21 protein-coding genes and 5 pseudogenes are annotated in these 23145 nt (G+C 52.0%); 6 read left to right on the top strand and 20 right to left on the bottom strand.

Going from position 1 to position 23145, the window contains the following annotated elements; translation table 11 throughout:
- Positions 1 to 55 precede the first annotated feature (55 nt).
- Together C1P89_RS22830 and C1P89_RS22835 are read left to right on the top strand one after the other, a co-directional pair.
- A complete protein-coding gene (locus C1P89_RS22830) occupies positions 56 to 691 on the top strand; it encodes an NAD(P)H-binding protein (RefSeq protein WP_001343556.1) in 636 nt (211 codons plus the stop codon).
- A 72-nt stretch (positions 692 to 763) separates the two neighbouring features.
- A complete protein-coding gene (locus tag C1P89_RS22835; RefSeq protein ID WP_000147624.1) occupies positions 764 to 1804 on the top strand; it encodes a permease in 1041 nt (346 codons plus the stop codon).
- A gap of 113 nt (positions 1805 to 1917) precedes the next feature.
- Here C1P89_RS22835 and dolP read toward each other — a convergent pair whose 3' ends face one another.
- Genes dolP through lpoA form a run of 4 tightly spaced genes read right to left on the bottom strand, consistent with a single transcriptional unit; the run spans position 1918 to position 5502 of the window.
- Positions 1918 to 2493, bottom strand: a complete 576-nt coding sequence (gene dolP / locus C1P89_RS22840) for a division/outer membrane stress-associated lipid-binding lipoprotein (RefSeq protein WP_000646043.1) — start codon at positions 2491 to 2493, stop codon at positions 1918 to 1920.
- 9 nt (positions 2494 to 2502) lie between these two features.
- Positions 2503 to 3093: a DnaA initiator-associating protein DiaA gene (gene diaA, locus C1P89_RS22845; RefSeq protein ID WP_001158034.1), complete on the bottom strand. Its 591-nt coding sequence runs from the start codon at positions 3091 to 3093 to the stop codon at positions 2503 to 2505.
- A 19-nt stretch (positions 3094 to 3112) separates the two neighbouring features.
- Positions 3113 to 3508: a YraN family protein gene (locus C1P89_RS22850; RefSeq protein WP_000246837.1), complete on the bottom strand. Its 396-nt coding sequence runs from the start codon at positions 3506 to 3508 to the stop codon at positions 3113 to 3115.
- Entirely contained in the window at positions 3466 to 5502 is a 2037-nt protein-coding gene (gene lpoA / locus C1P89_RS22855) for a penicillin-binding protein activator LpoA (protein ID WP_000249140.1), read from the bottom strand. Before lpoA ends, C1P89_RS22850 begins: the two co-directional genes overlap by 43 nt.
- 63 nt (positions 5503 to 5565) lie before the next feature.
- On the opposite strand from lpoA, the gene rsmI reads away from it, so the two are divergent.
- A complete protein-coding gene (gene rsmI / locus C1P89_RS22860) occupies positions 5566 to 6426 on the top strand; it encodes a 16S rRNA (cytidine(1402)-2'-O)-methyltransferase (RefSeq protein ID WP_000809262.1) in 861 nt (286 codons plus the stop codon).
- A gap of 42 nt (positions 6427 to 6468) precedes the next feature.
- Here the strand turns inward: rsmI and C1P89_RS22865 are convergent.
- From C1P89_RS22865 to C1P89_RS22885, 5 genes and pseudogenes are all read right to left on the bottom strand, one after another.
- Positions 6469 to 7398: pseudogene (locus tag C1P89_RS22865) on the bottom strand (fimbrial protein); the annotation flags it as partial.
- Positions 7399 to 7406: 8 nt separating this feature from the next.
- A protein-coding gene (locus tag C1P89_RS22870) for an IS3-like element IS2 family transposase (protein ID WP_088895425.1) occupies positions 7407 to 8635 on the bottom strand; the annotation gives its coding sequence in 2 pieces (ribosomal slippage) (positions 7407 to 8320 and positions 8320 to 8635; 1230 coding nt in all).
- Positions 8636 to 8860: 225 nt separating this feature from the next.
- Positions 8861 to 9031 (bottom strand): annotated as a pseudogene (locus C1P89_RS22875) (fimbrial protein); the annotation flags it as partial.
- Positions 9032 to 9041: 10 nt separating this feature from the next.
- The gene (locus tag C1P89_RS22880; RefSeq protein ID WP_001136484.1) at positions 9042 to 11558 is read right to left on the bottom strand and encodes a fimbria/pilus outer membrane usher protein; all 2517 of its coding nucleotides are present in this window, start codon (positions 11556 to 11558) and stop codon (positions 9042 to 9044) included.
- A 29-nt stretch (positions 11559 to 11587) separates the two neighbouring features.
- Positions 11588 to 12082, bottom strand: a pseudogene (locus C1P89_RS22885) (fimbrial biogenesis chaperone); the annotation flags it as partial.
- A gap of 59 nt (positions 12083 to 12141) precedes the next feature.
- Here C1P89_RS22885 and C1P89_RS22890 point away from each other — a divergent pair.
- A protein-coding gene (locus C1P89_RS22890; RefSeq protein WP_094096600.1) for an IS1-like element IS1A family transposase occupies positions 12142 to 12839 on the top strand; the annotation gives its coding sequence in 2 pieces (ribosomal slippage) (positions 12142 to 12391 and positions 12391 to 12839; 699 coding nt in all).
- 73 nt (positions 12840 to 12912) lie between these two features.
- On the opposite strand, the gene kbaY is transcribed toward C1P89_RS22890, so the two are convergent.
- From kbaY to kbaZ, 8 genes are all read right to left on the bottom strand, one after another.
- Positions 12913 to 13773, bottom strand: coding sequence for a tagatose-bisphosphate aldolase subunit KbaY (kbaY, locus tag C1P89_RS22895; RefSeq protein ID WP_000022754.1), 861 nt, complete (start codon positions 13771 to 13773; stop codon positions 12913 to 12915).
- Between the two features lie 12 nt (positions 13774 to 13785).
- Positions 13786 to 14940 carry an AgaS family sugar isomerase gene (locus tag C1P89_RS22900; protein ID WP_001114854.1) on the bottom strand — a complete coding sequence of 385 codons (1155 nt, stop codon included), beginning with the start codon at positions 14938 to 14940 and terminating at the stop codon, positions 13786 to 13788.
- A 350-nt stretch (positions 14941 to 15290) separates the two neighbouring features.
- Positions 15291 to 16424: an N-acetylglucosamine-6-phosphate deacetylase gene (nagA, locus tag C1P89_RS22905; protein WP_005147957.1), complete on the bottom strand. Its 1134-nt coding sequence runs from the start codon at positions 16422 to 16424 to the stop codon at positions 15291 to 15293.
- On the bottom strand, positions 16421 to 16855 hold the full coding sequence (gene agaF / locus C1P89_RS22910) for a PTS galactosamine/N-acetylgalactosamine transporter subunit IIA (protein ID WP_000948813.1): 435 nt from the start codon (positions 16853 to 16855) through the stop codon (positions 16421 to 16423). The genes nagA and agaF overlap by 4 nt, the downstream gene beginning before the upstream one ends.
- Positions 16856 to 16872: 17 nt before the next feature.
- Positions 16873 to 17751 (bottom strand): PTS N-acetylgalactosamine transporter subunit IID, encoded by an 879-nt coding sequence (gene agaE, locus C1P89_RS22915; RefSeq protein WP_001298758.1) that lies wholly within the window; start codon positions 17749 to 17751, stop codon positions 16873 to 16875.
- The gene (gene agaW / locus C1P89_RS22920; RefSeq protein ID WP_000406215.1) at positions 17741 to 18520 is read right to left on the bottom strand and encodes a PTS N-acetylgalactosamine transporter subunit IIC; all 780 of its coding nucleotides are present in this window, start codon (positions 18518 to 18520) and stop codon (positions 17741 to 17743) included. Before agaW ends, agaE begins: the two co-directional genes overlap by 11 nt.
- Positions 18521 to 18530: 10 nt before the next feature.
- Positions 18531 to 19004, bottom strand: coding sequence for a PTS N-acetylgalactosamine transporter subunit IIB (gene agaV / locus C1P89_RS22925; protein WP_001295547.1), 474 nt, complete (start codon positions 19002 to 19004; stop codon positions 18531 to 18533).
- Positions 19005 to 19026: 22 nt separating this feature from the next.
- On the bottom strand, positions 19027 to 20307 hold the full coding sequence (kbaZ, locus tag C1P89_RS22930) for a tagatose-bisphosphate aldolase subunit KbaZ (protein WP_000681913.1): 1281 nt from the start codon (positions 20305 to 20307) through the stop codon (positions 19027 to 19029).
- 248 nt (positions 20308 to 20555) lie between these two features.
- Here kbaZ and agaR point away from each other — a divergent pair, with 248 nt between their 5' ends.
- Positions 20556 to 21365: an aga operon transcriptional regulator AgaR gene (gene agaR, locus C1P89_RS22935; RefSeq protein ID WP_000072187.1), complete on the top strand. Its 810-nt coding sequence runs from the start codon at positions 20556 to 20558 to the stop codon at positions 21363 to 21365.
- A gap of 54 nt (positions 21366 to 21419) precedes the next feature.
- Here agaR and yhaV (C1P89_RS22940) read toward each other — a convergent pair.
- Positions 21420 to 21554, bottom strand: a pseudogene (gene yhaV / locus C1P89_RS22940) (type II toxin-antitoxin system ribonuclease toxin YhaV); the annotation flags it as partial.
- A gap of 57 nt (positions 21555 to 21611) precedes the next feature.
- On the opposite strand from yhaV (C1P89_RS22940), the gene C1P89_RS22945 reads away from it, so the two are divergent.
- Positions 21612 to 22309, top strand: a protein-coding gene (locus C1P89_RS22945) for an IS1-like element IS1A family transposase (RefSeq protein WP_094096600.1) whose coding sequence is annotated in 2 segments (ribosomal slippage) — positions 21612 to 21861 and positions 21861 to 22309 — 699 coding nt in all. Because the reading frame shifts where the segments join, the coding sequence is not laid out codon by codon here.
- Between the two features lie 16 nt (positions 22310 to 22325).
- On the opposite strand, the pseudogene yhaV (C1P89_RS22950) reads toward C1P89_RS22945, so the two are convergent.
- Both yhaV (C1P89_RS22950) and C1P89_RS22955 read right to left on the bottom strand, forming a co-directional pair.
- Positions 22326 to 22661 (bottom strand): annotated as a pseudogene (gene yhaV, locus C1P89_RS22950) (type II toxin-antitoxin system ribonuclease toxin YhaV); the annotation flags it as partial.
- A complete protein-coding gene (locus tag C1P89_RS22955) occupies positions 22661 to 23017 on the bottom strand; it encodes a type II toxin-antitoxin system PrlF family antitoxin (RefSeq protein ID WP_024261481.1) in 357 nt (118 codons plus the stop codon). The pseudogene yhaV (C1P89_RS22950) and the gene C1P89_RS22955, both read right to left, overlap by 1 nt.
- Between the last annotated feature and the right edge of the window lie 128 nt (positions 23018 to 23145).

Raw genomic sequence — 23145 nt, forward strand, 5'->3', positions numbered from 1 at the left:
AGCCTGGTGCATGAGCCGTGGAGCGCAAGGCAGACAATTCTGTAAAGGAGCGAAGATGAGTCAGGTACTGATTACAGGCGCAACGGGGCTGGTGGGCGGTCACCTGCTGCGGATGTTGATTAACGAACCGAAAGTTAACGCCATAGCCGCGCCGACGCGACGTCCGTTGGGCGATATGCCCGGGGTGTTTAATCCCCATGATCCGCAACTGAGTGACGCGTTGGCGCAGGTCACCGAACCCATCGACATTGTGTTTTGTTGTCTCGGCACCACGCGGCGAGAAGCGGGGAGCAAAGAGGCGTTTATTCATGCCGATTACACGCTGGTAGTGGATACCGCATTAACCGGGCGGCGACTGGGCGCGCAGCATATGCTGGTGGTCAGTGCTATGGGTGCCAATGCCCACTCGCCGTTTTTCTATAACCGCGTCAAAGGGGAGATGGAAGAAGCATTAATTGCCCAGAACTGGCCGAAATTGACCATTGCTCGCCCGTCGATGTTGCTGGGCGATCGTAGCAAACAGCGGATGAACGAAACGCTTTTTGCGCCGCTGTTTCGTTTACTGCCCGGTAACTGGAAATCCATTGATGCGAGAGACGTGGCGCGGGTCATGCTGGCAGAGGCGATGCGGCCTGAGCATGAAGGCGTGACTATTTTAAGCTCTTCAGAATTACGCAAAAGAGCTGAATAATTATTCCCAAGAATTGATAGTGAGCGTAATATTCACGCGCTCAATTATCATAACTTATTCCTGGGGAATGCTATGACTGGTCAGTCTTCATCTCAGGCGGCAACGCCCATTCAGTGGTGGAAACCCGCGCTTTTCTTTCTCGTTGTCATTGCCGGTCTCTGGTATGTGAAATGGCAACCTTACTACGGCAAAGCGTTTACTGCTGCCGAAACCCACAGTATCGGTAAATCTATCCTTGCGCAGGCGGATGCTAATCCGTGGCAGGCGGCGTTGGATTACGCGATGATCTATTTCCTCGCGGTATGGAAAGCGGCGGTGCTGGGGGTGATCCTCGGTTCGTTGATTCAGGTGCTGATCCCGCGTGACTGGTTGTTGCGTACGCTTGGACAATCGCGCTTTCGCGGCACGCTGCTGGGAACGCTGTTTTCGCTGCCGGGCATGATGTGTACCTGCTGTGCGGCTCCGGTCGCGGCGGGAATGCGTCGCCAACAGGTATCGATGGGCGGTGCGCTGGCATTCTGGATGGGCAATCCGGTGTTAAACCCGGCGACGCTGGTGTTTATGGGGTTTGTCCTCGGCTGGGGTTTTGCGGCGATTCGTCTGGTGGCCGGGCTGGTGATGGTGTTGCTGATTGCGACGCTGGTGCAAAAATGGGTGCGTGAAACACCGCAAACGCAGGCACCGGTCGAAATTGACATACCGGAAGCACAGAGCGGTTTTTTTAGCCGCTGGGGCAGGGCGCTATGGACACTTTTCTGGAGTACGATCCCGGTTTACATCCTTGCAGTACTGGTGTTGGGTGCCGCACGCGTCTGGTTATTCCCCCATGCCGATGGTGCTGTCGATAACAGCCTGATGTGGGTGGTGGCGATGGCGGTAGCAGGATGCTTGTTTGTCATTCCCACGGCAGCAGAAATTCCGATTGTACAAACGATGATGCTGGCAGGTATGGGAACCGCTCCGGCGCTGGCATTGTTGATGACGCTCCCGGCAGTGAGTTTGCCGTCACTGATTATGCTGCGCAAAGCGTTCCCGGCGAAAGCCTTATGGCTGACGGGGGCGATGGTGGCAGTGTCAGGCGTGATTGTCGGCGGGCTGGCGCTGTTATTCTGATTTGAGGGAAAACATGTCGGATGCGGCGTAAACGCCTTATCCGACCTACGGTTTGCATCGTTGTAGGCCTGATAAGACGCGGCAAGCGTCGCATCAGGCATTACAAGGGGCTGCTATTTAATAAACGTAAACGCTGTGGTTACCCGCTTTACGCCGCTCACCCGGCTGGCAATATCTGCCGCCGCTTTCGCTTCACGTTCAGTCACCAGCCCCATCAGGAACACTTCACCGTTTTCGGTGGTCACTTTCACGTTGGACGATTTCACCAGGTCGCTGGTTAAGAGCTGCGAACGCACTTTGGTGGTGATCCACGTATCGTTAGATGCTTCGCCCAGACCAATCGGCTGGCCCTGACGAATCTCGTTATACACTTCGTTGGCACCGTCTACGCCCATAGCAATCTGTTTGGCGCGAGCCGAAAGTTCAGCGTTTGGTGACTGCCCAACCAGCAGCACTTTGCCCTGATACGCCGTGACATTAATACGGGTTTCTTTCTTAATCTGTTCGTCTTTCGACAATGCGCTGTTCACGCGCACTTCCAGGGTACCATCGTCCACCTGGGTGCCGACACTGCGTGGGTCAGTTGCGGCTTTGGTACCCACAGCAGCGGTACCCACTACGGCAGCGGCAACACAACCTTGCAACAGCAGCGCGGAAATAAGGACTGCGATTGGCGATAATGCCTTCATGTATTCTCCTTAATCATCCTGGTGAGGGAAAAGCGTGTTATCGATCAGATCGCACAGGCAATTTACCGTCAGCATATGCATTTCCTGAATGCGAGCACTACGATGCGAAGGAATGCGGATCTCCACATCCTGTGGCCCTAACAAACCTGCAAGCTCGCCGCCGTCATAGCCGGTCAATGCCACAATGGTCATATCACGCGTAACGGCGGCTTCAACTGCTTTAACAATATCGCGGCTGTTGCCACGGGTGGAAATGGCTAACAATACATCTCCCGCATGACCCAGCGCCCGCACCTGTTTTGCATACACTTCATCATGTAAGCGATCGTTGGCAATCGCCGTTAAGACAACATTATCAGTATTTAGTGCAATGGCAGGTAAGCTGGGCCGCTCCGTTTCGAAACGGTTGATCATGCTGGCAGCAAAATGCTGTGCATTGGCAGCGGAAGTTCCATTACCACAACAGAGGATTTTGTTGCCATTGAGCAGAGACTGAACCAGCGTCATGGCTGCACGGGAGATGGCATCCGGAAGCGCCTCTGCCGCCGCAATTTGAGTTTGAATGCTTTCAGTGAAGCAAGCTTTAATTCTTTCTTGCACGCTAATCCTTAAACCTTAATTATGAGTGGTCATTAAAGGCATCCTTAATCCACTCAACCTCATTCCCGGTGAAGGCTACCACATCGAACCGGCAATCCACAGTATCAAAACTCCCATTATGACGCGCGAGCCACAAGCGGGCAGTCTGTAATAATTTGTGTTGTTTGCTGCGGGTCACACTGGCTGCCGCGCCGCCATAAAGCGCAGAGCGGCGATAGCGTACCTCGACAAAAACGGTGGTCCGGCCTTCACGCATTATCAGATCGATCTCGCCGCCACGCTCGTTCACGTTAGCGGCGATAAACCGCAGTCCTTTGCCTTCCAGCCAGCGACGCGCTTGTGCTTCCCACGCATCGCCGGTCTGTTTGGTGGTTAACTGACGGGGACTACCTGACCTTGTTGGTACTGTAGCCATGATAACTTCCTGTTAATCACGCAATCCGGGTTTGCCGTCAGGCTTCCGGTATTACCGTTGATTTCAAAACCCTGAACCTGGCGCATTTGTGAGAAATGATTTGCCAGCGACCAGGCATCGACGCCCATCGCATACATGCGAGCCAGTGAATAATCGTTATTCACCGCGCTGAGTGCCTGCTGCATTAACGGCAGATTACCGCCCGCCAGCATCGGGATTTCGCTGTACTGCAAACCTTCCATCTCCAGACGGAAATCCGGGCCTGCGGTGCCTTGTGCGCTGCGGGAGCTGGCGTACAGCATTGCACCGCTCTGGCTACCGTTACGCATGGCGATCATCGGTTTGATAAAAGCGATTTCACCCGGCGTTGCCACAATGTACACCGCATCGACACGACCGCCATTATTGGTGAACTGGTCATCGGTTGGCGTGGTTTGCAGCGTTGGATTGTTGGTCGTCATGCCGGAGTCGGTTGTCGCTCTGGGAGTAATCGGGGTACCCGTTAAAGCGATACCAGAACCGCCGTTAACACCCGCGCGTAATTCGCTGGTGGAACCAAATTTTTGTTGCAGAACGGTGCCGCCGCCCAGTTTCTGCCACTCTTGCGCAAACGCATTGGCTACGCGATCGCCCAATGAACTGCGTGGGATCAGCACCAGCGGCGCTTGTTTACCCTGGTCACGAATATGACGCGCTGCATCGCGCGCTTCGTCTTCAGGTGAAAGCGCGAAGTAACAAATATTGACGCGGTTTTCGATATTCTCTGGCTGGTTCAGTGCCAGCACGTTCAGCGGGGTGTTGCTCTTCAGCAACTCTTCAACGTTATTTTTCAGCAACGGACCAACCACAATACTCGCGCCATCCTGCTGAACCTGGCTTAAGATCTGGCTAAGTGGTTGTGATGAGGTATCGTAGATTTTCAGCTCTGCGGATGGATTTGCGGGTGCGCTTACCGCTGCGGTGCTTGTCGCCGGGGCGCTTACAGGCACCGGCTGGGCCGCAGGCTGATCACCGGTCAGATCGCTAACCGAGGCTTGTGCCGGGCTGGCAACGCCATCCACGGTTTGCGGCTGAGGTTGTTCAGCTACGTCTGCGGCAGGTGCGGCAGCTACCTGAGCCGCCACTGGCTGAGTGCCGATATTTTTCGCCGCTTCAAAGCCTTGCTGAATGGTGCGACCAAATACCGCTGCCTGGCCATTCAGCGGCAACAGCAGGGCGATTTTGTTGGTCGAGGCTGGTTTAAACGCTTTTACGTTAACCAACTGCGTTGGCAGCATTTTCGCGCCCGGATTGTTCGGATAACGTTTTTGCCAGTCGGCGATCCCGGCTTTCATCATGTCGGGATCGTTACGGTTATCAAACCAGACGCGCTGCAGATCCAGCCAGCCTTGCAGAATATTTTCGTCGGCGTTGATCACCAGCGTATTCGCCTGTTCCTGAGTCATGGAGGAGAGCGCCTGCCAGGTGGCATCAATATTCTGCTTTTTTTCTTTCGCGCCGAGCAGCGGTTCCTGAGCAATTAACGCGCGCAGTAAATCAATGGAAGGACGCCCCTGGCTGGCATCGATTTTTGCCTGCCAGTAACGCGCTTGCTGGTTTTGTTCTAAATCGGCAGGTGTGATTTTCGCCAGCAAGTTTTGCGCGCCAGCAAAATCTTTCTGCGCCAGTTTAATCTCTACCGCCAGCAGTGTTTTCTCGCGACGCTGAGAATCGTTCAGTTCTTGCGGTAGTTGGTTAAACAACTCAACCGCCTGCCCGGTTTTACCTTCTTTCACCAGTGCACGAATGGCGAGTAATTGCCAGTTGATCCTGGTATCATCAGAGCTTTGCTGCATCTGCTGAAGATAAAAGGCAGAATCAGCCTGCGCCGTGCCCTGCATATAAGCAGTGGACTGATCGGGAGTATGGGTGCCACAACCGGCGAAAATCAGGGCTGCCAGAACAACAGGCAGACAACGCGCGGCTTTCAAACGAGAAAATGTTGAGGGTACCATAATGTATCCAGTGATATTTTTTTACGCAATGCTCAATATTAAATCGGCAATACGGACGACACAATGAAACAACACCAATCGGCGGATAATTCTCAGGGCCAGCTTTACATTGTACCGACGCCAATCGGCAATCTGGCGGATATCACCCAGCGTGCGTTAGAGGTATTACAGGCCGTTGATCTGATTGCCGCCGAGGATACTCGTCACACCGGTTTATTGCTGCAACATTTTGGGATTAATGCCCGGTTGTTTGCGCTGCACGACCATAACGAACAACAAAAAGCCGAAACGCTGCTGGCGAAGCTGCAAGAGGGGCAAAACATTGCGCTGGTTTCCGATGCCGGAACGCCGCTAATTAACGATCCTGGCTACCATCTGGTGCGTACCTGCCGTGAAGCGGGGATTCGTGTGGTGCCGCTACCCGGACCGTGTGCTGCTATCACTGCGTTAAGCGCCGCGGGTTTACCCTCTGACCGTTTCTGTTACGAAGGCTTTTTACCTGCCAAATCAAAAGGCCGCCGTGATGCGCTAAAAGCCATTGAAGCGGAGCCGCGCACGCTGATTTTTTATGAATCTACCCACCGTCTGTTAGATAGCCTGGAAGATATCGTTGCGGTATTAGGCGAATCCCGCTACGTGGTTCTGGCGCGTGAGCTGACCAAAACCTGGGAAACCATTCACGGCGCGCCCGTTGGCGAGCTGCTGGCGTGGGTAAAGGAAGATGAAAACCGTCGCAAAGGCGAAATGGTGCTGATTGTCGAAGGTCATAAAGCACAGGAAGAAGACTTACCCGCCGATGCCCTGCGCACGCTGGCGCTGCTACAGGCAGAACTGCCGCTGAAAAAAGCGGCGGCGCTGGCCGCAGAAATTCATGGCGTGAAGAAAAATGCGCTGTATAAGTATGCGCTGGAGCAGCAGGGGTAACAGTGCCGAAGCGTTGCGTTAATCAAAACGCAACGTCTTCTTTTACCGCACCATGACGGTAATGGTGGCGGTGCCCTGAAATTTTCCTGTTTCCAGCTCACCACCGACCAGATTAACTGGCCAGGCGCGCATATTGACGGTGCCATGCCCGGAAGGATCAACGGGAAGGATACCGTTCTGAAAAGGAATATTTGCAACTCCGCCGCCGAGATTTTCAATACGAATACCGACATCGGGCACATTGTCTGAACTTCTTCGCCTGGCGACCAGGTTGTACTGGTCTACTACCCCAGTTGTACCGTCGATGCGCATTTGCAACGAGTTTTTAATCTTTGAAGTATCACCACAGTCATAAGTGATATCAAAGTCTACTGGAGTAAAACCGTCTGGCATGGCATTGCGGGTGGTAAACTTCTGACCATTGATGAATCCAAAATTAACCTTAATAACATCGCCCTGATTAATTTTGCACGACTGTGGGGCGGTGAGATTTCCCTGAATCGATAACTTGACTAAATCATGGAAGTCACCTGTAGACGGGCTTCCCATTCCATCGACCCACGCGCCTTTAATGACGGCAATATCCGTTTTCGGAATGGTCATCGAGCCGAGAAATGGCTTGGTGACATACAGGGTAAAGGTGGTATTTGCACCAATATTAACGGGTCCATAACGAGACGTGTCACCCTGGCAAACACCCGTTTGGGTTGCAGCAGAATATACGGTGCTGCTTTTTATCTGTGTGAATCGGGTGTTAACAGAGACAACCTGGTCGGTTGTGAGTCCTGGAATGTCGTTTGCCTGTAATGTGGTTTTAATATCCAGGCTGTCATTGAGTTTGTAATATCCTGTCTGATGTCCAGTGGTGGTAAGTACGGGGCTGACCATATAGACAAGTTTAACTGCCTTACCCGCAGAGCAGGAACAGGCGTATTGCCAGTTAGTGCTACTTAGCGTTGCAGAGGTAAATGGATTTGCCCCTATATTTCCAGACATCTGTTATCACTTAACCCATTACAAGCCCGCTGCCGCAGATATTCCCGTGGCGAGCGATAACCCAGCGCACTATGCGGATGCCATTCGTTATAATGCTCGAACGCCTCTGCAAGGTTCTTTGCTGCCGTTAACCCGTCTGGTTTGGGCATGATACTGATGTAGTCACGCTTTATCGTTTTCACGAAGCTCTCTGCTATTCCGTTACTCTCCGGACTCCGCACCGCCGTGTTCTTCGGTTCAAGTCCCAACATCCGGGCGAACTGGCGTGTTTCATTAGCCCGGTAGCATGAACCATTATCCGTCAGCCACTCCACTGGAGACGACGGAAGATCGTTGCCGAAGCGGCGTTCCACCGCTCCCAGCATGACGTCCTGTACTGTTTCACTGTTGAAGCCGCCGGTAGTCACCGCCCAGTGCAGTGCCTCACGATCACAGCAGTCCAGCGCGAACGTGACACGCAGTCTCTCTCCGTTATCACAGCAGAACTCGAACCCGTCAGAGCACCATCGCTGATTGCTTTCTTTCACGGCCACTCTGCCTGTATGTGCCCGTTTCGATGGCGGTACAGCAGGTTTTCGCTCAAGCAACAGCGCATTCTGGCGCATGATCCGGTAAACACGTTTGGCATTGATCGCAGGCATACCATCAAGTTCTGCCTGTCTGCGAAGCAACGCCCATACCCGACGATAACCATACGTGGGCAGCTCTCCGATAACATGGTGTATACGGAGAAGCACATCCGTATCATCAGTGTGACGACTGCGGCGGCCATCCATCCAGTCATCGGTTCGTCTGAGAATGACGTGCAACTGCGCACGCGACACCCGGAGACAACGGCTGACTAAGCTTACTCCCCATCCCCGGGCAATAAGGGCGCGTGCGCTATCCACTTTTTTGCCCGTCCATATTCAACGGCTTCTTTGAGGAGTTCATTTTCCATCGTTTTCTTGCCGAGCAGGCGCTGGAGTTCTTTAATCTGCTTCATGGCGGCAGCAAGTTCAGAGGCAGGAACAACCTGTTCTCCGGCGGCGACAGCAGTAAGACTTCCTTCCTGGTATTGCTTACGCCAGAGAAATAACTGGCTGGCTGCTACACCATGTTGCCGGGCAACGAGGGAGACCGTCATCCCCGGTTCAAAGCTCTGCTGAACAATTGCGATCTTTTCCTGTGTGGTACGCCGTCTGCGTTTCTCCGGCCCTAAGACATCAATCATCTGTACTCCAATGACTAGTCTAAAAACTAGTATTAAGACTATCACTTATTTAAGTGATACTGGTTGTCTGGAGATTCAGGGGGCCAGTCTAGTGGTACGCCGTCTGCGTTTCTCCGGCCCTAAGACATCAATCATCTGTACTCCAATGACTAGTCTAAAAACTAGTATTAAGACTATCACTTATTTAAGTGATACTGGTTGTCTGGAGATTCAGGGGGCCAGTCTAGTAAACTCCCGTCCTGTCACGTTATCTGTCTGGTTCACCGTAACATCATCAACCACACTGCTGTAATTTGTCGCACCGCTAGTGCTGTCAGCTCCACACCCTCCTGAGGAGGCATAAGCGCAGGATGTGGATATCAACAAAAGTCCTGTTATAAGAGGCGCTCTTTTCATTTTTTTATCCTTAATGGCACTGCGCCGTGCCTTGTAATACAGAGGTTGTTGGTTCTGAATCCGGTGTACTAAAAGCAAACTGACATTGTTGATCTGCCTGATTTCCCCAGCGTACAGTCCAGCTTTGTGATTTACTCGATATCCCAGAGAGATATAGTATGCCGCCCTCATCGACGATACTTTGTTGCCCCGTCTCATCGTTGCTGGCAAGAGCGCCAAAGGGCAACGGTTTACCGTTGCGATCGCTGACTGTAACAAGTACGCGATAACCGATATTGGCGTTGAAACGCGCCGCTACCATTGCACCTCTGTTGGGCACCACAAACTGTGTTGTTTGCTCAAGATCGACGTTATCGGGCAGCTGCGTAGTATCTACCGAGAGACGGTTTTCCTGGTAAGTCGTGAGATAAGGAACCACTGCATAGCCAAAGGGATCAGTAGCAATCCCCGGATAGTTTTGTATCCTCACGCCAGAAGCCCCATTAGCATCGATAAGCGCAAAAGCGTTGCCCAGATATTGCGAGAGCGTCACGCCATGAGTATGGATAACCACGCCGCCGGTAACGCCGTAATTGTATTGGCTGCTGTCATTACCGTAGCTGTATCCGGCACTGAAGGTGCCATAAGGTGAACGGTAACTGGCGTTCAGGCTACTGTTATGGTTGTTATCGTCATCCAGACTTTGTTCCAGGCTATAGCTCAGGCGACCATCATCCAGCAGTGAGCCATTAAGACGCATTTCATGTTGGGTTGGGCGATCTTTCTGGCTGGTCATCTGATAGGAAACCCGGCTACGCGGTAACCAGCGTTCTAACGGAATACTGAGATTCAAAGAGAGTGCGCGGTCATTATTTTGATCCGTGTAGCGACTGTATTGATAATTCAGGCTGTAACCAATTCCCCATTGCTGACCGGAAACCCCAACTGAGATATTCCTGTTTTTATCGTTATTGCCCCAATAGTCTTGCTGCGAACCGGAGGCATACAGACTTACCCCATCAAATATTGTCTGGCTGATGTTGAATTGAATTTCACTTTTTTGGCGACTGTTATAGTTCCAATTACGGGTATTGGCTTCATCAAAACTAAAATAGCCATCGTTGGTATAGCGATAGTAGCTGACAGCGATATTGGTGTTGGTTTCCGGGATATCTTTGATGTACTGCGTACGCCATTGATAGCCATGAAAAGAGTGCTGGTTATCGAATTGGGTGTCAGCTCTGTTGATATCCATCGACAACGCGCCCAGTGCGCCAAGTGTGCCGCCGATACCGATCCCCAGCGCATAATAATCTTCAGAACCGAGCAGGCCACCATACAGCGTAAAAGTATTATTCAAACCATATATTGCCGTGGCTTCAGCAAATTCGGGTTCTTTGCTATCACTGTTTGCATCAGCGCGATAGCGTCCAGCGGTCGCGCTATATTTTAGATGCCCAGGTCGCTGCATCATGGGTAATGAAGAATAAGGCTGGATAAAGCGACGTTGCGTACCGTCACTTTCTTCAATCGTGACTTCTAAATCGCCGCTGTTGGAAGAGGGGTAGAGATCGTTAATTTCAAAGGCACCCGCTGGCACGTTGCTTTGATAGATCACATAACCATTTTGCCTGATAGTCACGATTGCACTACTGTTTGCGATACCGCGTACCGTTGGGGCAAATCCGCGCTGGCTGTTTGGCAACATATTATCGTCGGAAGCGAGTTGAACGCCAGTAAAGGTGTAGCTGGAAAAAATACTGCCGCTGGTGGCGCTTTCTCCCAGAAGCAACTGAGACTTCAATGCCTTGATATCACGTTGTAAATAACTACTGATGGTATTCCAGCTTGATGTCTGATCGTTGCGTGTCCATGTGGAATAGTTGCGTAATCGCCAGGGGCCAAAATTAGCACCATTTTGCATATTCAGGTACTGTCGTTGGCTACGATTGCCCTGGCGGTAACGGTTATCAGAACCTGTAAACGAGTAGTTGGTAAACAGCGTTGGTATACCATCGTCCCAACGAGAAGGGGAGACGTAACCTCTTGCATCACGGTACAGTGCAATTTGGGGAATGCTCAAATTAAGTCGCTGATGATTGAAATCAAATTCAGCTGCTGTACCGGGAATGATTTGTTCAAGCGAGTTGATCACGCTATCGTCATCTTTTTCAGCCAGCGCCGGGATTTCATCCACCTTAATACCCAGCTCACGTAGTTGTTCTACCGTAAACTGTGGCTGCAGAAGTTGCTCTGCATTGGCGGTAAATGTAATTTTTTTCTGTGAAACCTTCTTTTTATTCAGCCAGATATCAACCTGATAAGTTCCTGGTAGTTGTGCGTATTTTTTTGAAAAACGTGACAGATCGGTTGTTTGCATACCACTTTTTGTAGTTTCCAGCATAATGGGGTCGAAATAATACTCTTCGGCGTTAGCGGTAGTGCAAAGCATGCCGCTGCCAGTGAGCACCATCGGCAAACAACGTTTGATGATGAGCGCCAACTGTTTCGGTGTGCGTTTATGTCCCTGGTGGTGTCGTTGTGGCATTCCCTGATGACCTGTGTTTTTTATATTTGTTATTGCAGTGGACGAGTTTCTGTCCCGGAACTGCCGCCATAATCATTGATTGCAGCCCATTTCACGTTCTTTCCGCCAGATGCAGGAAGTGGTAACTGTTTATGTTCTCCGGGCGCGATATATTCAATTTTGCTTGTGAGATCGGTTTTATCGACTGCCAGTCCGGCAAATACGACGTAATATTCAGTTGGGTTATATATATTGAGTGAATGGTCACTACGTTTAAATTCCAGTGATGTCCACGCATCGTTTACCCGTCCCTTCAGGTGTGCGGGGCGATAAAACATTTTGATCCGTGTTTTAAATACCAGCGTCAACTCGTTAGCATTAACATCATCTGATTTTTTCTTTGCTGGAATGGCACGAACATTAATGTAGAACAGCGACTCTTTATTTTCAGGCAGGTTATCAGCTGTTTTAATAATTCGCAGTGATGAGTCATCGCCAGCTTCAATACGAAATAGCGGTGGGGTTATAATAAATGGGGCACGGCTTGTAGGTGATGCTGCCAACTTACTGATTTAGTGTATGATGGTGTTTTTGAGGTGCTCCAGTGGCTTCTGTTTCTATCAGCTGTCCCTCCTGTTCAGCTACTGACGGGGTGGTGCGTAACGGCAAAAGCACTGCCGGACATCAGCGCTATCTCTGCTCTCACTGCCGTAAAACATGGCAACTGCAGTTCACTTACACCGCTTCTCAACCCGGTACGCACCAGAAAATCATTGATATGGCCATGAATGGCGTTGGATGCCGGGCAACTGCACGCATTATGGGCGTTGGCCTCAACACGATTTTACGTCACTTAAAAAACTCAGGCCGCAGTCGGTAACCTCGCGCATACAGCCGGGCAGTGACGTCATCGTCTGCGCGGAAATGGACGAACAGTGGGGCTATGTCGGGGCTAAATCGCGCCAGCGCTGGCTGTTTTACGCGTATGACAGTCTCCGGAAGACGGTTGTTGCGCACGTATTCGGTGAACGCACTATGGCGACGCTGGGGCGTCTTATGAGCCTGCTGTCACCCTTTGACGTGGTGATATGGATGACGGATGGCTGGCCGCTGTATGAATCCCGCCTGAAGGGAAAGCTGCACGTAATCAGCAAGCGATATACGCAGCGAATTGAGCGGCATAACCTGAATCTGAGGCAGCACCTGGCACGGCTGGGACGGAAGTCGCTGTCGTTCTCAAAATCGGTGGAGCTGCATGACAAAGTCATCGGGCATTATCTGAACATAAAACACTATCAATAAGTTGGAGTCATTACCAGGCACTCCCCGATATTAATCGGGAAGTACATTGGGATAAATCATAAAAAACTAATGATTATGCTGAAATTCGATTCGCTGAACCACAGACATTAATTTTATTTCTGACAACTTCTTTCATCGCATCCATTCCGACGCGCATATAATAACGAGGATCATTACCCTGCGGATTTTCCGCAAACCAGGCTTTAACCGCGCCAGCGAAGGCTATTTTTAATTCTGTGGCAACGTTCACTTTTGTGACGCCAAGTTCAATAGTGCGACGGACAAATTCATCCGGAACATCGCTGGCACCATGCAGCACCAGAGGAACATCCACCACTTCACGAATTTCCGCCAGCCGCTGGAAATCAATCTTCGGCGTTTTGCTGTATAAGCCGTGCGCCGTACCAATCGCTACCGCCAGGCTGTCGACGCCAGTCAGTTCGACAAAGCATTTAGCTTCTTGTGGATCGGTCAGGAATGCACTTTCGGCGTCAACGCTCATGTCATCTTCAACACCGCCCAGGCGGCCCAGTTCTGCTTCCACGCTGCAATCCTGGGAGTGGCAGAAGTCGACAACCGATTTCACCAGCTTTACGTTCTCGGCAAACGGGAAGTGGCTGCCGTCGATCATCGCACTGCGCACGCCTGCGTGGACTTTACGGCGAATATCATCCAGCGATTCGTGGTGGTCGAGATGCAGCGCCAGTGGCATGTTGTAGGTTGTGGAATAGGCGCTACACAGGGCGTAGATCTCTTCCAGCGCGATATGTTTAAAGGTCCCCGGCGTTCCGGCGAGGATCACCGGCGATCGCATTTCACTGCACACTTCGAGGATCGCCTGGATCGTCTCGGCGTTATGAATGTTAAAGGCAGGCACCGCGTAGTCATTGGCCTGGGCGTCCTGTAACAGATATTTGGTGGAGATAATGCTCATAATGCGATCCTCTTATGCCTGCCACGGATGAATGATTACGCCTTGCACCACGCGGTTAACGGTGCCACTGGCTGATGGGGTATCCGGCGTATTGCCCATGTGCAGCGACTGCATCAGTGCAAACGTCTGGGCGTACATCAGGAAGCAAAATGCCTGCTCAACGTCGATAAAGTGACGGGATGGCGGCAGGATGATATGCGGGCCAGCGGCGATAACGTCGGTGCTTTCCGCGGCGATGGCGATTACGCGCATTGCCTGGTTGTCACGGCGAAGTTCAGCCAGCAGATCAAGATCATACTGACGGGTGTAAGGGTGGCTTGAGACAAATACCACCACCAGCGTTTCGTTATCGACCAGCGATTTCGGGCCATGACGGAATCCGGTTGGGGAATCATAGAAGGCCGCCAGTTTACCCGCAGTCAGTTCCAGCACTTTCAGCGCCGACTCGCGTGCTGCGCCCTGTAAGCCACCGCTGCCGAGATAAACGATCCGTTTCCACGGTGTATAACCAAACACACCTTCGCTGAAATCACCCAGTGAGGTCAGGATCGCCTGGCAACGATCCGCCACATCGCGGAAGGTTTGGCTGTTGATCGTCTCAGGTGCGAAAACCGCGAGGCAGCTGGCCATCATGGTGGTAATGCTGCTGGTCATCGCAAAGCCGCGATCGTGCGTTTCTGCGGGCATCAGCAGGGCAAACGCGTTATCGCTGTTGATCGCGTTTTGGTAAAGAGCGCCCGCTTCGTTGCAGGTGATCGGCAGGTGATAGCACTCGGGTACAAATTGATTTGCCAGTTCCACGGCGGCGACGCTTTCCGGGCTGTTGCCGGATCGACCGAAGGAGATCAACAGCAGCGGATGAGCTGGATTCAGGTAGTCCATCGGATTGGTGACCAGATCGGTGGTCGGTACGGCGCTGAAGTTTTTACCGGTATGGCTGGCGAGCCACGGCGCGATGATGTCACCGATAAATGCCGACGTTCCGGCTCCGGTCAGGATGATCCGCAGATTCTCTTTGCGCAGTAACGGTTCAAGGAAGTTATTGAGCGCGGAACGTAGCGCGTCGATGTTGGTGAGTGAACGGATCCATGCGCGAGGCTGATGGCGGATCTCTTCTTCAGTCCATGTATCGGTTGCGGCGGCAGCAGGGGTGTAATTTTCTGGCATAACTCAATCCTTAGTCTGATGAACTTGACGTCGGGCGTTGTCGCTTTCACTTGCCTTTCGTTTCATTTCACTTGGTGATGTCTTTCGTTGATTAAAATCTATAGAAAAGAAACCGAAAGTTCAATGGAGGGAAGGGAAATAAAACGAAATCTGTGATCGTTGAAAGAAAAGACAAGGGAAGATTAAAGAATTGCGTAATGACGTCGCTATGTTCACCGATTGCCGGATGCGGCGTACCGTAGGTCGGATCAGACGCGTTAGCGTCGCATCCGGCACCGCTGCACAGATCAAAACGAAAGAAAAAGAAAGGCCTTACGGGGGAAGTGAAGGCCCAATAATGGAGCAAACCATCAAAACGAAGCTAATTGACCCTGAATCCAGATTTGTTGCACATGCAGCCCGCTATCCAGCGCAACGACGCTGGCGCGTTTGCCCGGTTTAAGCGATCCCAGAACACCATCAACACCCAGCATTCGCGCCGGATGCAGCGACGCCATATGGATGGCTTCCGCAGGCGTTACGCCCGTTAACTCGACCATGTTGCGCACTGCTGCATCGACAGATAGCGTACTGCCCGCCAGCCCACCGGACGCGGTACGGACAACGCCACCGTGCATCTGCACTTCTTCACCACATAACGTATAGCGACCATCCGGCATCCCAGCGGCCTGCATCGCGTCGGTGATCAGTACGATTCTCTCTTTCGCACAGCAACAACACAGCGACATTGCCGCCGGATGCACATGATGACCATCGGCTATCAGTTCCAGCCAGGCGCGCTTGTCCGTTAATCCCGCGCCAACCATTCCCGGTTCGCGGTGATGTAAACCTGTCATCCCGTTATAGCAATGCACCAGGCCGTCGGCACCAGCATCAAATGCGGCGCGGGTTTGTTGCCAGGCCGCCGCGCTATGCCCCAGCATCACCCTTACGTTTTGCTGTTTAAGATGGCGGATGGCCTGCAATGCCCCTTCTTTTTCCGGTGCCAGCGCTACCACACGTAAGGTGTGCTGAGAAACGGCAATCAACTGATCCAGCTCGGCAATTTCAAGCTCGCGAAACAACTCCGGCGGATGCGCGCCTTTATTCTGCGGCGTGAAGTACGGTCCTTCGAGATAACTCCCCAGCACTTGCGCACCAGGTCCGCCGCGTTGGCAACGTTGAGCAATACGTTTCAGCGCCGCATGAATGGTATTAAGCGGCGCGGTTACGGTGGTCGGTAACCAACTGCCGACACCTTCGCGTGCCTTGTGCATTGCCAGCTTGTCGAACACATCCGGCGCGTCATCCATTACATCAACGCCCGCACCACCGTGTACATGGGTGTCGATGTAAGCAGGGCAGAGCAGTTCCGCATCGCGTTCAGTCACGCCCACTGGAATCGGTTCGATTGCTGCGATGACACCGTCAGTAATACACAACTGATGGTCATCGAGCCATCCCTCTTCAGTCAGCAGCCTTCTGGCGCGCAGAACGTGTGTCATATTCCTTCCTCGACCGGACATTCCTCATGGCAGCGGCCTAACTCGTCCACCAGACAGGTCAGCCCACGGTGTCCACACTCCAGCGCCTGCACACGGAACTCTTCACCGCTTAACCCTTCGCGCTCCAGCACCATCTCCAGTAGCAGTTGCAAATTGGTGCCGGTAATCACTTCACAGCCCGGTTTTTGCATCGCCAGCGTTGAAGCTACGCGAAACGGCGTGCCGCCCAGCAAATCCGTCAGAAAAACAATGCCGTCTTCACAATCCAGTTGGGCGATGGCCTCTTCAAGCTGCGATGTAAGCAGCGCGGTGCTTGAGGTTTCGGGAAAATCGATGGCAATAAACTGCGATTGATCGCCGAGGATTTGCTTCATTGCTTTTTCCATGCCACTGGCAAACCCGCCATGCCCTGTCAAAATAATACTTAACATCTAATACCTCATTGTATTTAAAGGAAATGGCAGAATTTACCGACGATGCCGAGAACCACGGTCACTGCAATCAGGCGCAGCGGACTCCAGCCGCGGCGTACCAGCCAGAACATGGTCAGGGTGTAGACCAGCGGTAAGAAGGCAGGCATCAGTTTGTCAATAACATCAGTCTGTAACTTAACCACTGCGTCGCCCGCTGTGATTTCCAGCGTGGTGCTTAAACGAACATAGGTTGCCACCAGTGCGCCGATTACCGTCATTCCAACGATTGACGCAGCATGGCCGACTTTTTTGGTATTCGCTTTAATGAGTGGAATCGCCGCCACGCCCATGCGGTAAGCATAATGCGCCAGACCAAAACGCAGCCCCAGGTGTACCACGTTGAACAGCACAATAAAGACGACTGCGCCAAGAATAGAGCCTTGTAGCGCGAGGCTTGCGCCTATCCCGCCACAAATCGGCAGTAGCGTCAGCCAGAACATTGCATCGCCAATCCCGCCAAGCGGCGCACCGACGGCAATTTTGGTGCTCTGAATACTGTTAACGTCCTGCTTAGAACGCTCCATCGCAAGGATAATGCCGATAACAAACGTCACCAGAAACGGATGGGTATTGAAGAAACCCATATGCCCCTTCATGGCGCGCGCCAGGTCGCGTTTATTAGTGTGGATCTTTTTCAGAGCAGGCAGCAGACCGTACAACCAGCCAGAAGCCTGCATACGTTCGTAGTTAAAAGACGCTTGTAACAACATGGAACGCCAGGCGACGCGGTTGATATCTTTTTTCGTCAGCTCCGCGCCAATGCTCTGATCTTCATACACGTTTTCATTGACGCCAGTCAGCAATGTTTCTTCGTTTTCACTGACGTTCGGCAGGGTGGTTTGATTAGATGCCATCTTCAAATTCCTCTTTCTGTGCCGAAGGTTGAGTCGGTTCAGGAGATTTACGCAGCAGGTCGATCAGCGCCATCGCCAGCGCAGCGGCAGCAATAGCCAGCACCGGTAACTTGAGCCAGGCTGCGGCAACAAAGCCCAGGATGAAGTAGGGGATGTAGACGTTTTTCATCATGATTTTCAGCAGCACGGCAAAACCGATTGCTGGCATGATGCCGCCCGCGACGCCGAGGCCGTCGATTAATCGTTGCGGCAGGACATCAATGATGGTTTTTGCATGTTCCGCGCCGAAGTAGATAGGCAGGAAAGCGCAGAGAAAATAGAAAGTGCCGAGTGCCAGCAGTGCCAGATAGTTCACGCGTTCAATGCCGCGAGTATCGGCGTTCTCCGCCATCCGGTCGCAGCGAGACATCACGCCAGACATCACCGAGAACAGGAAGGTAATCCCCATCTGTACTGCGACAGCGAAAGGTACGGCGACACCGACTGCGACATCGGGTTTCACGCCAGTAGTAATGGCAAACGCCGTGCCGACGATAGTACCGATAATCACGTTAGGCGGCTGTGCGCCCGCCAGCGGGGCCAGCCCCATCCACACCAGTTCCAGCGTACCGCCGGTTAAAATTCCGGTATGCAGATCGCCAAGTACCAGCCCGACCAACGGGCCGAGGACCACCGGGCGGTGCATATGGGTTAGGCCGTTAAACATATCCAGGCCAGCGATAAAGGCGATAATGCCCAACGCGAATGCCTGCAACAGACTGATTTCCATGATGAATCCCTCAAAGTAATTTAAAGAGGTCCACAGCAGGCTCTGTCGGGACGCCCTGAACGAAGCATTCCACCCCAGCGGCTTTCAGGTCGTTAAATGCTGCGATATCGCCCGCATCCACAGAAACCGTTTTGGCGATTTGTTGTTTGCCATTGGCGTAGTGCATATTGCCAACGTTAATGCGATTCACCGGAACGCCACCTTTCACCAGCGTCAGGAAATCGGCGGGTGTTTTACAAACCAGCAGGATTTTCTGTCGATCGGCGGCGCGATGAATGTTGTCGATAACTTTTTGCAGCGTCCAGAAACGTACGGCGATCCCTTCTGCCAGTACCATTTCCATCAGGTTTTGTTGTACCGGATCTTCGGCAACCTCATCGTTGGCTACCAGCACCAGATTTGCCCCCGCAAATCCGACCCACTGAACGCCGACCTGACCGTGAATCAAGCGTTCATCAATCCGGCTTAAAACAATATTTGGCATAGCGTGTTCCTCTTTGTTTTGCTTATTGGCCTTCACAGGCTGTGTGGTACTGCGCCAGGATGTCCTGAATATGGTTGATAATGAGTTCCCGTGGCGTCGGTTGCAGCTCGCCGGAGCGAACTTTCACGTATTGCAGCGGCAGATACTGGCTGATGAGCGGTAGCGGAATTGGTGAATCCGCCAGATTACGAACCAGATGAGCGAAAGCGTCATCAATCTGGCTGTCCGGCCAGTAATAGCGCACGCGATCCGAGTAGCTATAACCACGCGCCAGACGACGCGCGTTGCCGTCACCGTGGTAGTGGCTTTGCCAGTATTCCGGCCGGTCGAGCATCACGTTTTCCAGCACCTGACGCAGACCGGAACAGGCTTTTGCTGGCACCAGTTCTTCTTCAATCGCCGCCAGAGAAAACAGGGCTTCACGCAGGGCGAAGGTCAGCGCCGGGCCAACTTTCAGAATGGCAAAGTGATCAATCACCAGCTGGCGCAGCGATTGCGGCGTTTGATAATCTGTAGAGTGCGCTTCGAATATCAGCGTTTCGTAGTTTTCGACCATCTGGCTTAAGGCGGTCGCTTTGGCGGGCTGATAATCAATAACGTTGGTGTGATCGAATTCGACGCCGGGTTGAACCACCAGGGCAATGATGCGTGGCCAGATGGCATTCAGACCCTGCTTTTTAAAGGCGTGACGATGGGCTTCCAGCGTGGCGCGGGCGGCATCCGGCGTGGTGACCGCCAGCTCGCTTAAGGTTTCATGCGCGTCGCCAGGTACCGGCACTTCGGTACCAATGACATACTCCAGATCGGCTTCGCCAAAGTGTTCGCGACAGGTTTCTTCCGCCACTTTCGCCAGACGGGCGGCGCGTTCAGCCACGATGTCATCAGTTAAGGGAATTGGATCGTCCTGACAGGACATGTTGCAATCAAGGTGGATTTTTTTGAATCCTGCCGCAACGTAGCTTTTAATCAAATCATCGGCATTGGCCATTGCCTGAGCGGCTGGCAGGTTTTGCCAGCGGTTTGGCCCCAGATGGTCACCACCCAGAATCAACGCATCCTGCGGGAAATTCAACGAGTCGGCGAGCTGACAAACAAAGCCGCGAAAATCGGCGGGCGTCATTCCGGTATAACCGCCGAACTGGTCTACCTGATTGGAGGTTGCTTCAATCAGTAACGGCGTTTGGTTTGCACTGGCGTAGCGGATTGCAGCCTCCAGCACCAGCGGATGTGCGGAACAAACGGCATAAATTCCATTTGTTTTGCCCGCTTTGTGCTGTCTCACCATTTCTGTCAGATGTTTCACTTTCCTCTCCAGTTCAGATTACTGCGATATTAATCTTTCGTTTTGTTTCAGTTGATACTGCGCCATGGTGAGATAAAAATAAAACGAAAGATAATAGTTTTCTGATCTGATTCACAAAAGAAACATAATGAAAGTTACTGAAACGAGAGTAGCTTGCGTCAATGGGCAAGGTGGGCTTGCATTTGCTTAATAGAAAGGCGTTAATAGGCAAAACGAAATGAAACGAAAGTTTTACGAAAGGACTTACTATGAGTAATACCGACGCTTCAGGTGAGAAGCGAGTGACAGGCACCAGCGAGCGACGAGAACAGATCATTCAGCGCCTGCGACAGCAAGGGAGTGTGCAGGTTAACGATCTGTCGGCATTGTATGGCGTATCTACTGTGACGATCCGCAACGATCTGGCGTTTCTGGAAAAGCAGGGGATCGCTGTGCGTGCCTATGGTGGCGCGTTGATCTGCGATAGCACGACGCCGTCAGTCGAGCCATCAGTGGAAGATAAAAGCGCACTGAACACCGCGATGAAACGCAGCGTTGCGAAAGCTGCCGTTGAGTTGATTCAGCCAGGTCATCGGGTGATCCTCGATTCCGGGACCACCACTTTTGAGATTGCTCGTCTGATGCGCAAGCACACTGACGTAATTGCGATGACCAACGGTATGAACGTGGCTAATGCGTTGCTGGAAGCCGAAGGCGTTGAGCTGCTGATGACCGGCGGGCATTTGCGCCGTCAGTCGCAATCTTTTTACGGCGATCAGGCTGAGCAATCGCTGCAAAATTACCACTTCGATATGCTGTTTCTTGGTGTAGATGCGATCGATCTGGAGCGCGGCGTCAGCACACATAATGAAGATGAAGCCCGTTTAAACCGCCGGATGTGCGAAGTTGCGGAACGGATCATCGTGGTCACCGATTCCAGTAAGTTCAACCGCTCCAGTTTACATAAGATCATTGATACTCAACGTATCGACATGATCATTGTTGATGAAGGCATTCCTGCGGATAGTCTGGAAGGACTGCGAAAGGCTGGGGTTGAAGTGATTCTGGTCGGGGAGTGAGAAAGGGTGCCCGCTGGTCAACACGAATGCGTTCGGCGGGCATTGTGAACACCATCAATGGGTTTCTTCTGTCTCTCGGGTGAGGGTTTCCCAGTCGGCAGGAGGATGTCCTCTTTTTAACATTTTGCTGAATACGGTATAGGCATTTGTTTTTTTACCGTAGGTGCGCAGAGTGTTTTCATCGTTCATCCGGTGATGCTGCCAACTTACTGATTTAGTGTATGATGGTGTTTTTGAGGTGCTCCAGTGGCTTCTGTTTCTATCAGCTGTCCCTCCTGTTCAGCTACTGACGGGGTGGTGCGTAACGGCAAAAGCACTGCCGGACATCAGCGCTATCTCTGCTCTCACTGCCGTAAAACATGGCAACTGCAGTTCACTTACACCGCTTCTCAACCCGGTACGCACCAGAAAATCATTGATATGGCCATGAATGGCGTTGGATGCCGGGCAACTGCACGCATTATGGGCGTTGGCCTCAACACGATTTTACGTCACTTAAAAAACTCAGGCCGCAGTCGGTAACCTCGCGCATACAGCCGGGCAGTGACGTCATCGTCTGCGCGGAAATGGACGAACAGTGGGGCTATGTCGGGGCTAAATCGCGCCAGCGCTGGCTGTTTTACGCGTATGACAGTCTCCGGAAGACGGTTGTTGCGCACGTATTCGGTGAACGCACTATGGCGACGCTGGGGCGTCTTATGAGCCTGCTGTCACCCTTTGACGTGGTGATATGGATGACGGATGGCTGGCCGCTGTATGAATCCCGCCTGAAGGGAAAGCTGCACGTAATCAGCAAGCGATATACGCAGCGAATTGAGCGGCATAACCTGAATCTGAGGCAGCACCTGGCACGGCTGGGACGGAAGTCGCTGTCGTTCTCAAAATCGGTGGAGCTGCATGACAAAGTCATCGGGCATTATCTGAACATAAAACACTATCAATAAGTTGGAGTCATTACCCGTTCATCCATCCCAGAATGATGACTTTCTCTTTTTCACTATAACGAAAGAAGAGACGATAACGACCTGCACCAAATTTTACCCGTGACCAGTCTTTATTTTTCCCAGAGCCTAACGACTTGCCATGACGGAATGCCGGTGATGATGGATTGACCGTGATATGCTCCTCAATCACTTTATGGACTACCGCCAATAACTTTGTGGCGGCTTTTCTCTGATAATTTTCAGGATCTTTTCCCTTTAATGTCTCGACTTCGGCAACTAAAGCGTCGTAGGTTTCCTGAAAACAGGGATGAGCATATAGCGCCCAACCATTAACCCTTTGTGGAAAATCCATTATTCGTCGTCGCCAATCTCATCATCAATGTTGACGTCCATGCCAGCGACAAGTTTCTTTCCTTGTTGAATGTTGAATGTTGAATGTTGAATGTTGAATGGACGAGTTTTTTGCGGGTTGTTCTGGATATCTGTATCCAGAAAACGCAAAAATGCATTCATAGTATGATCCTCCTGTTCATCTCCCAGTCGGCACATAAATACTTGCCCACCAGGCAGAATTTCGTAATGAATGCTGTCCTGGCCTGGCTTCAGTTTTAAGGCCTCACGCACTGGCGCGGGGATAGTTGTTTGTCCGCGTATCGTGACCTTTGATTCAGTGGTCAGTACAGCGTGAGAGCGAGCATTAGCGGGCATGATTCATTGTCCTTTTACAGCCTGTTTTCTGCTCAAATTATAAGCTTGAACTAAGGTAATGCAAATGCATTATTAATGGACGTGGGGGCTTTAAACAATAAAAACATGGCACTAAGGCCATGTTTTGC

The organism is Shigella sonnei, assembly GCF_002950395.1.
Classification (GTDB): Bacteria; Pseudomonadota; Gammaproteobacteria; order Enterobacterales; family Enterobacteriaceae; genus ECMA0423.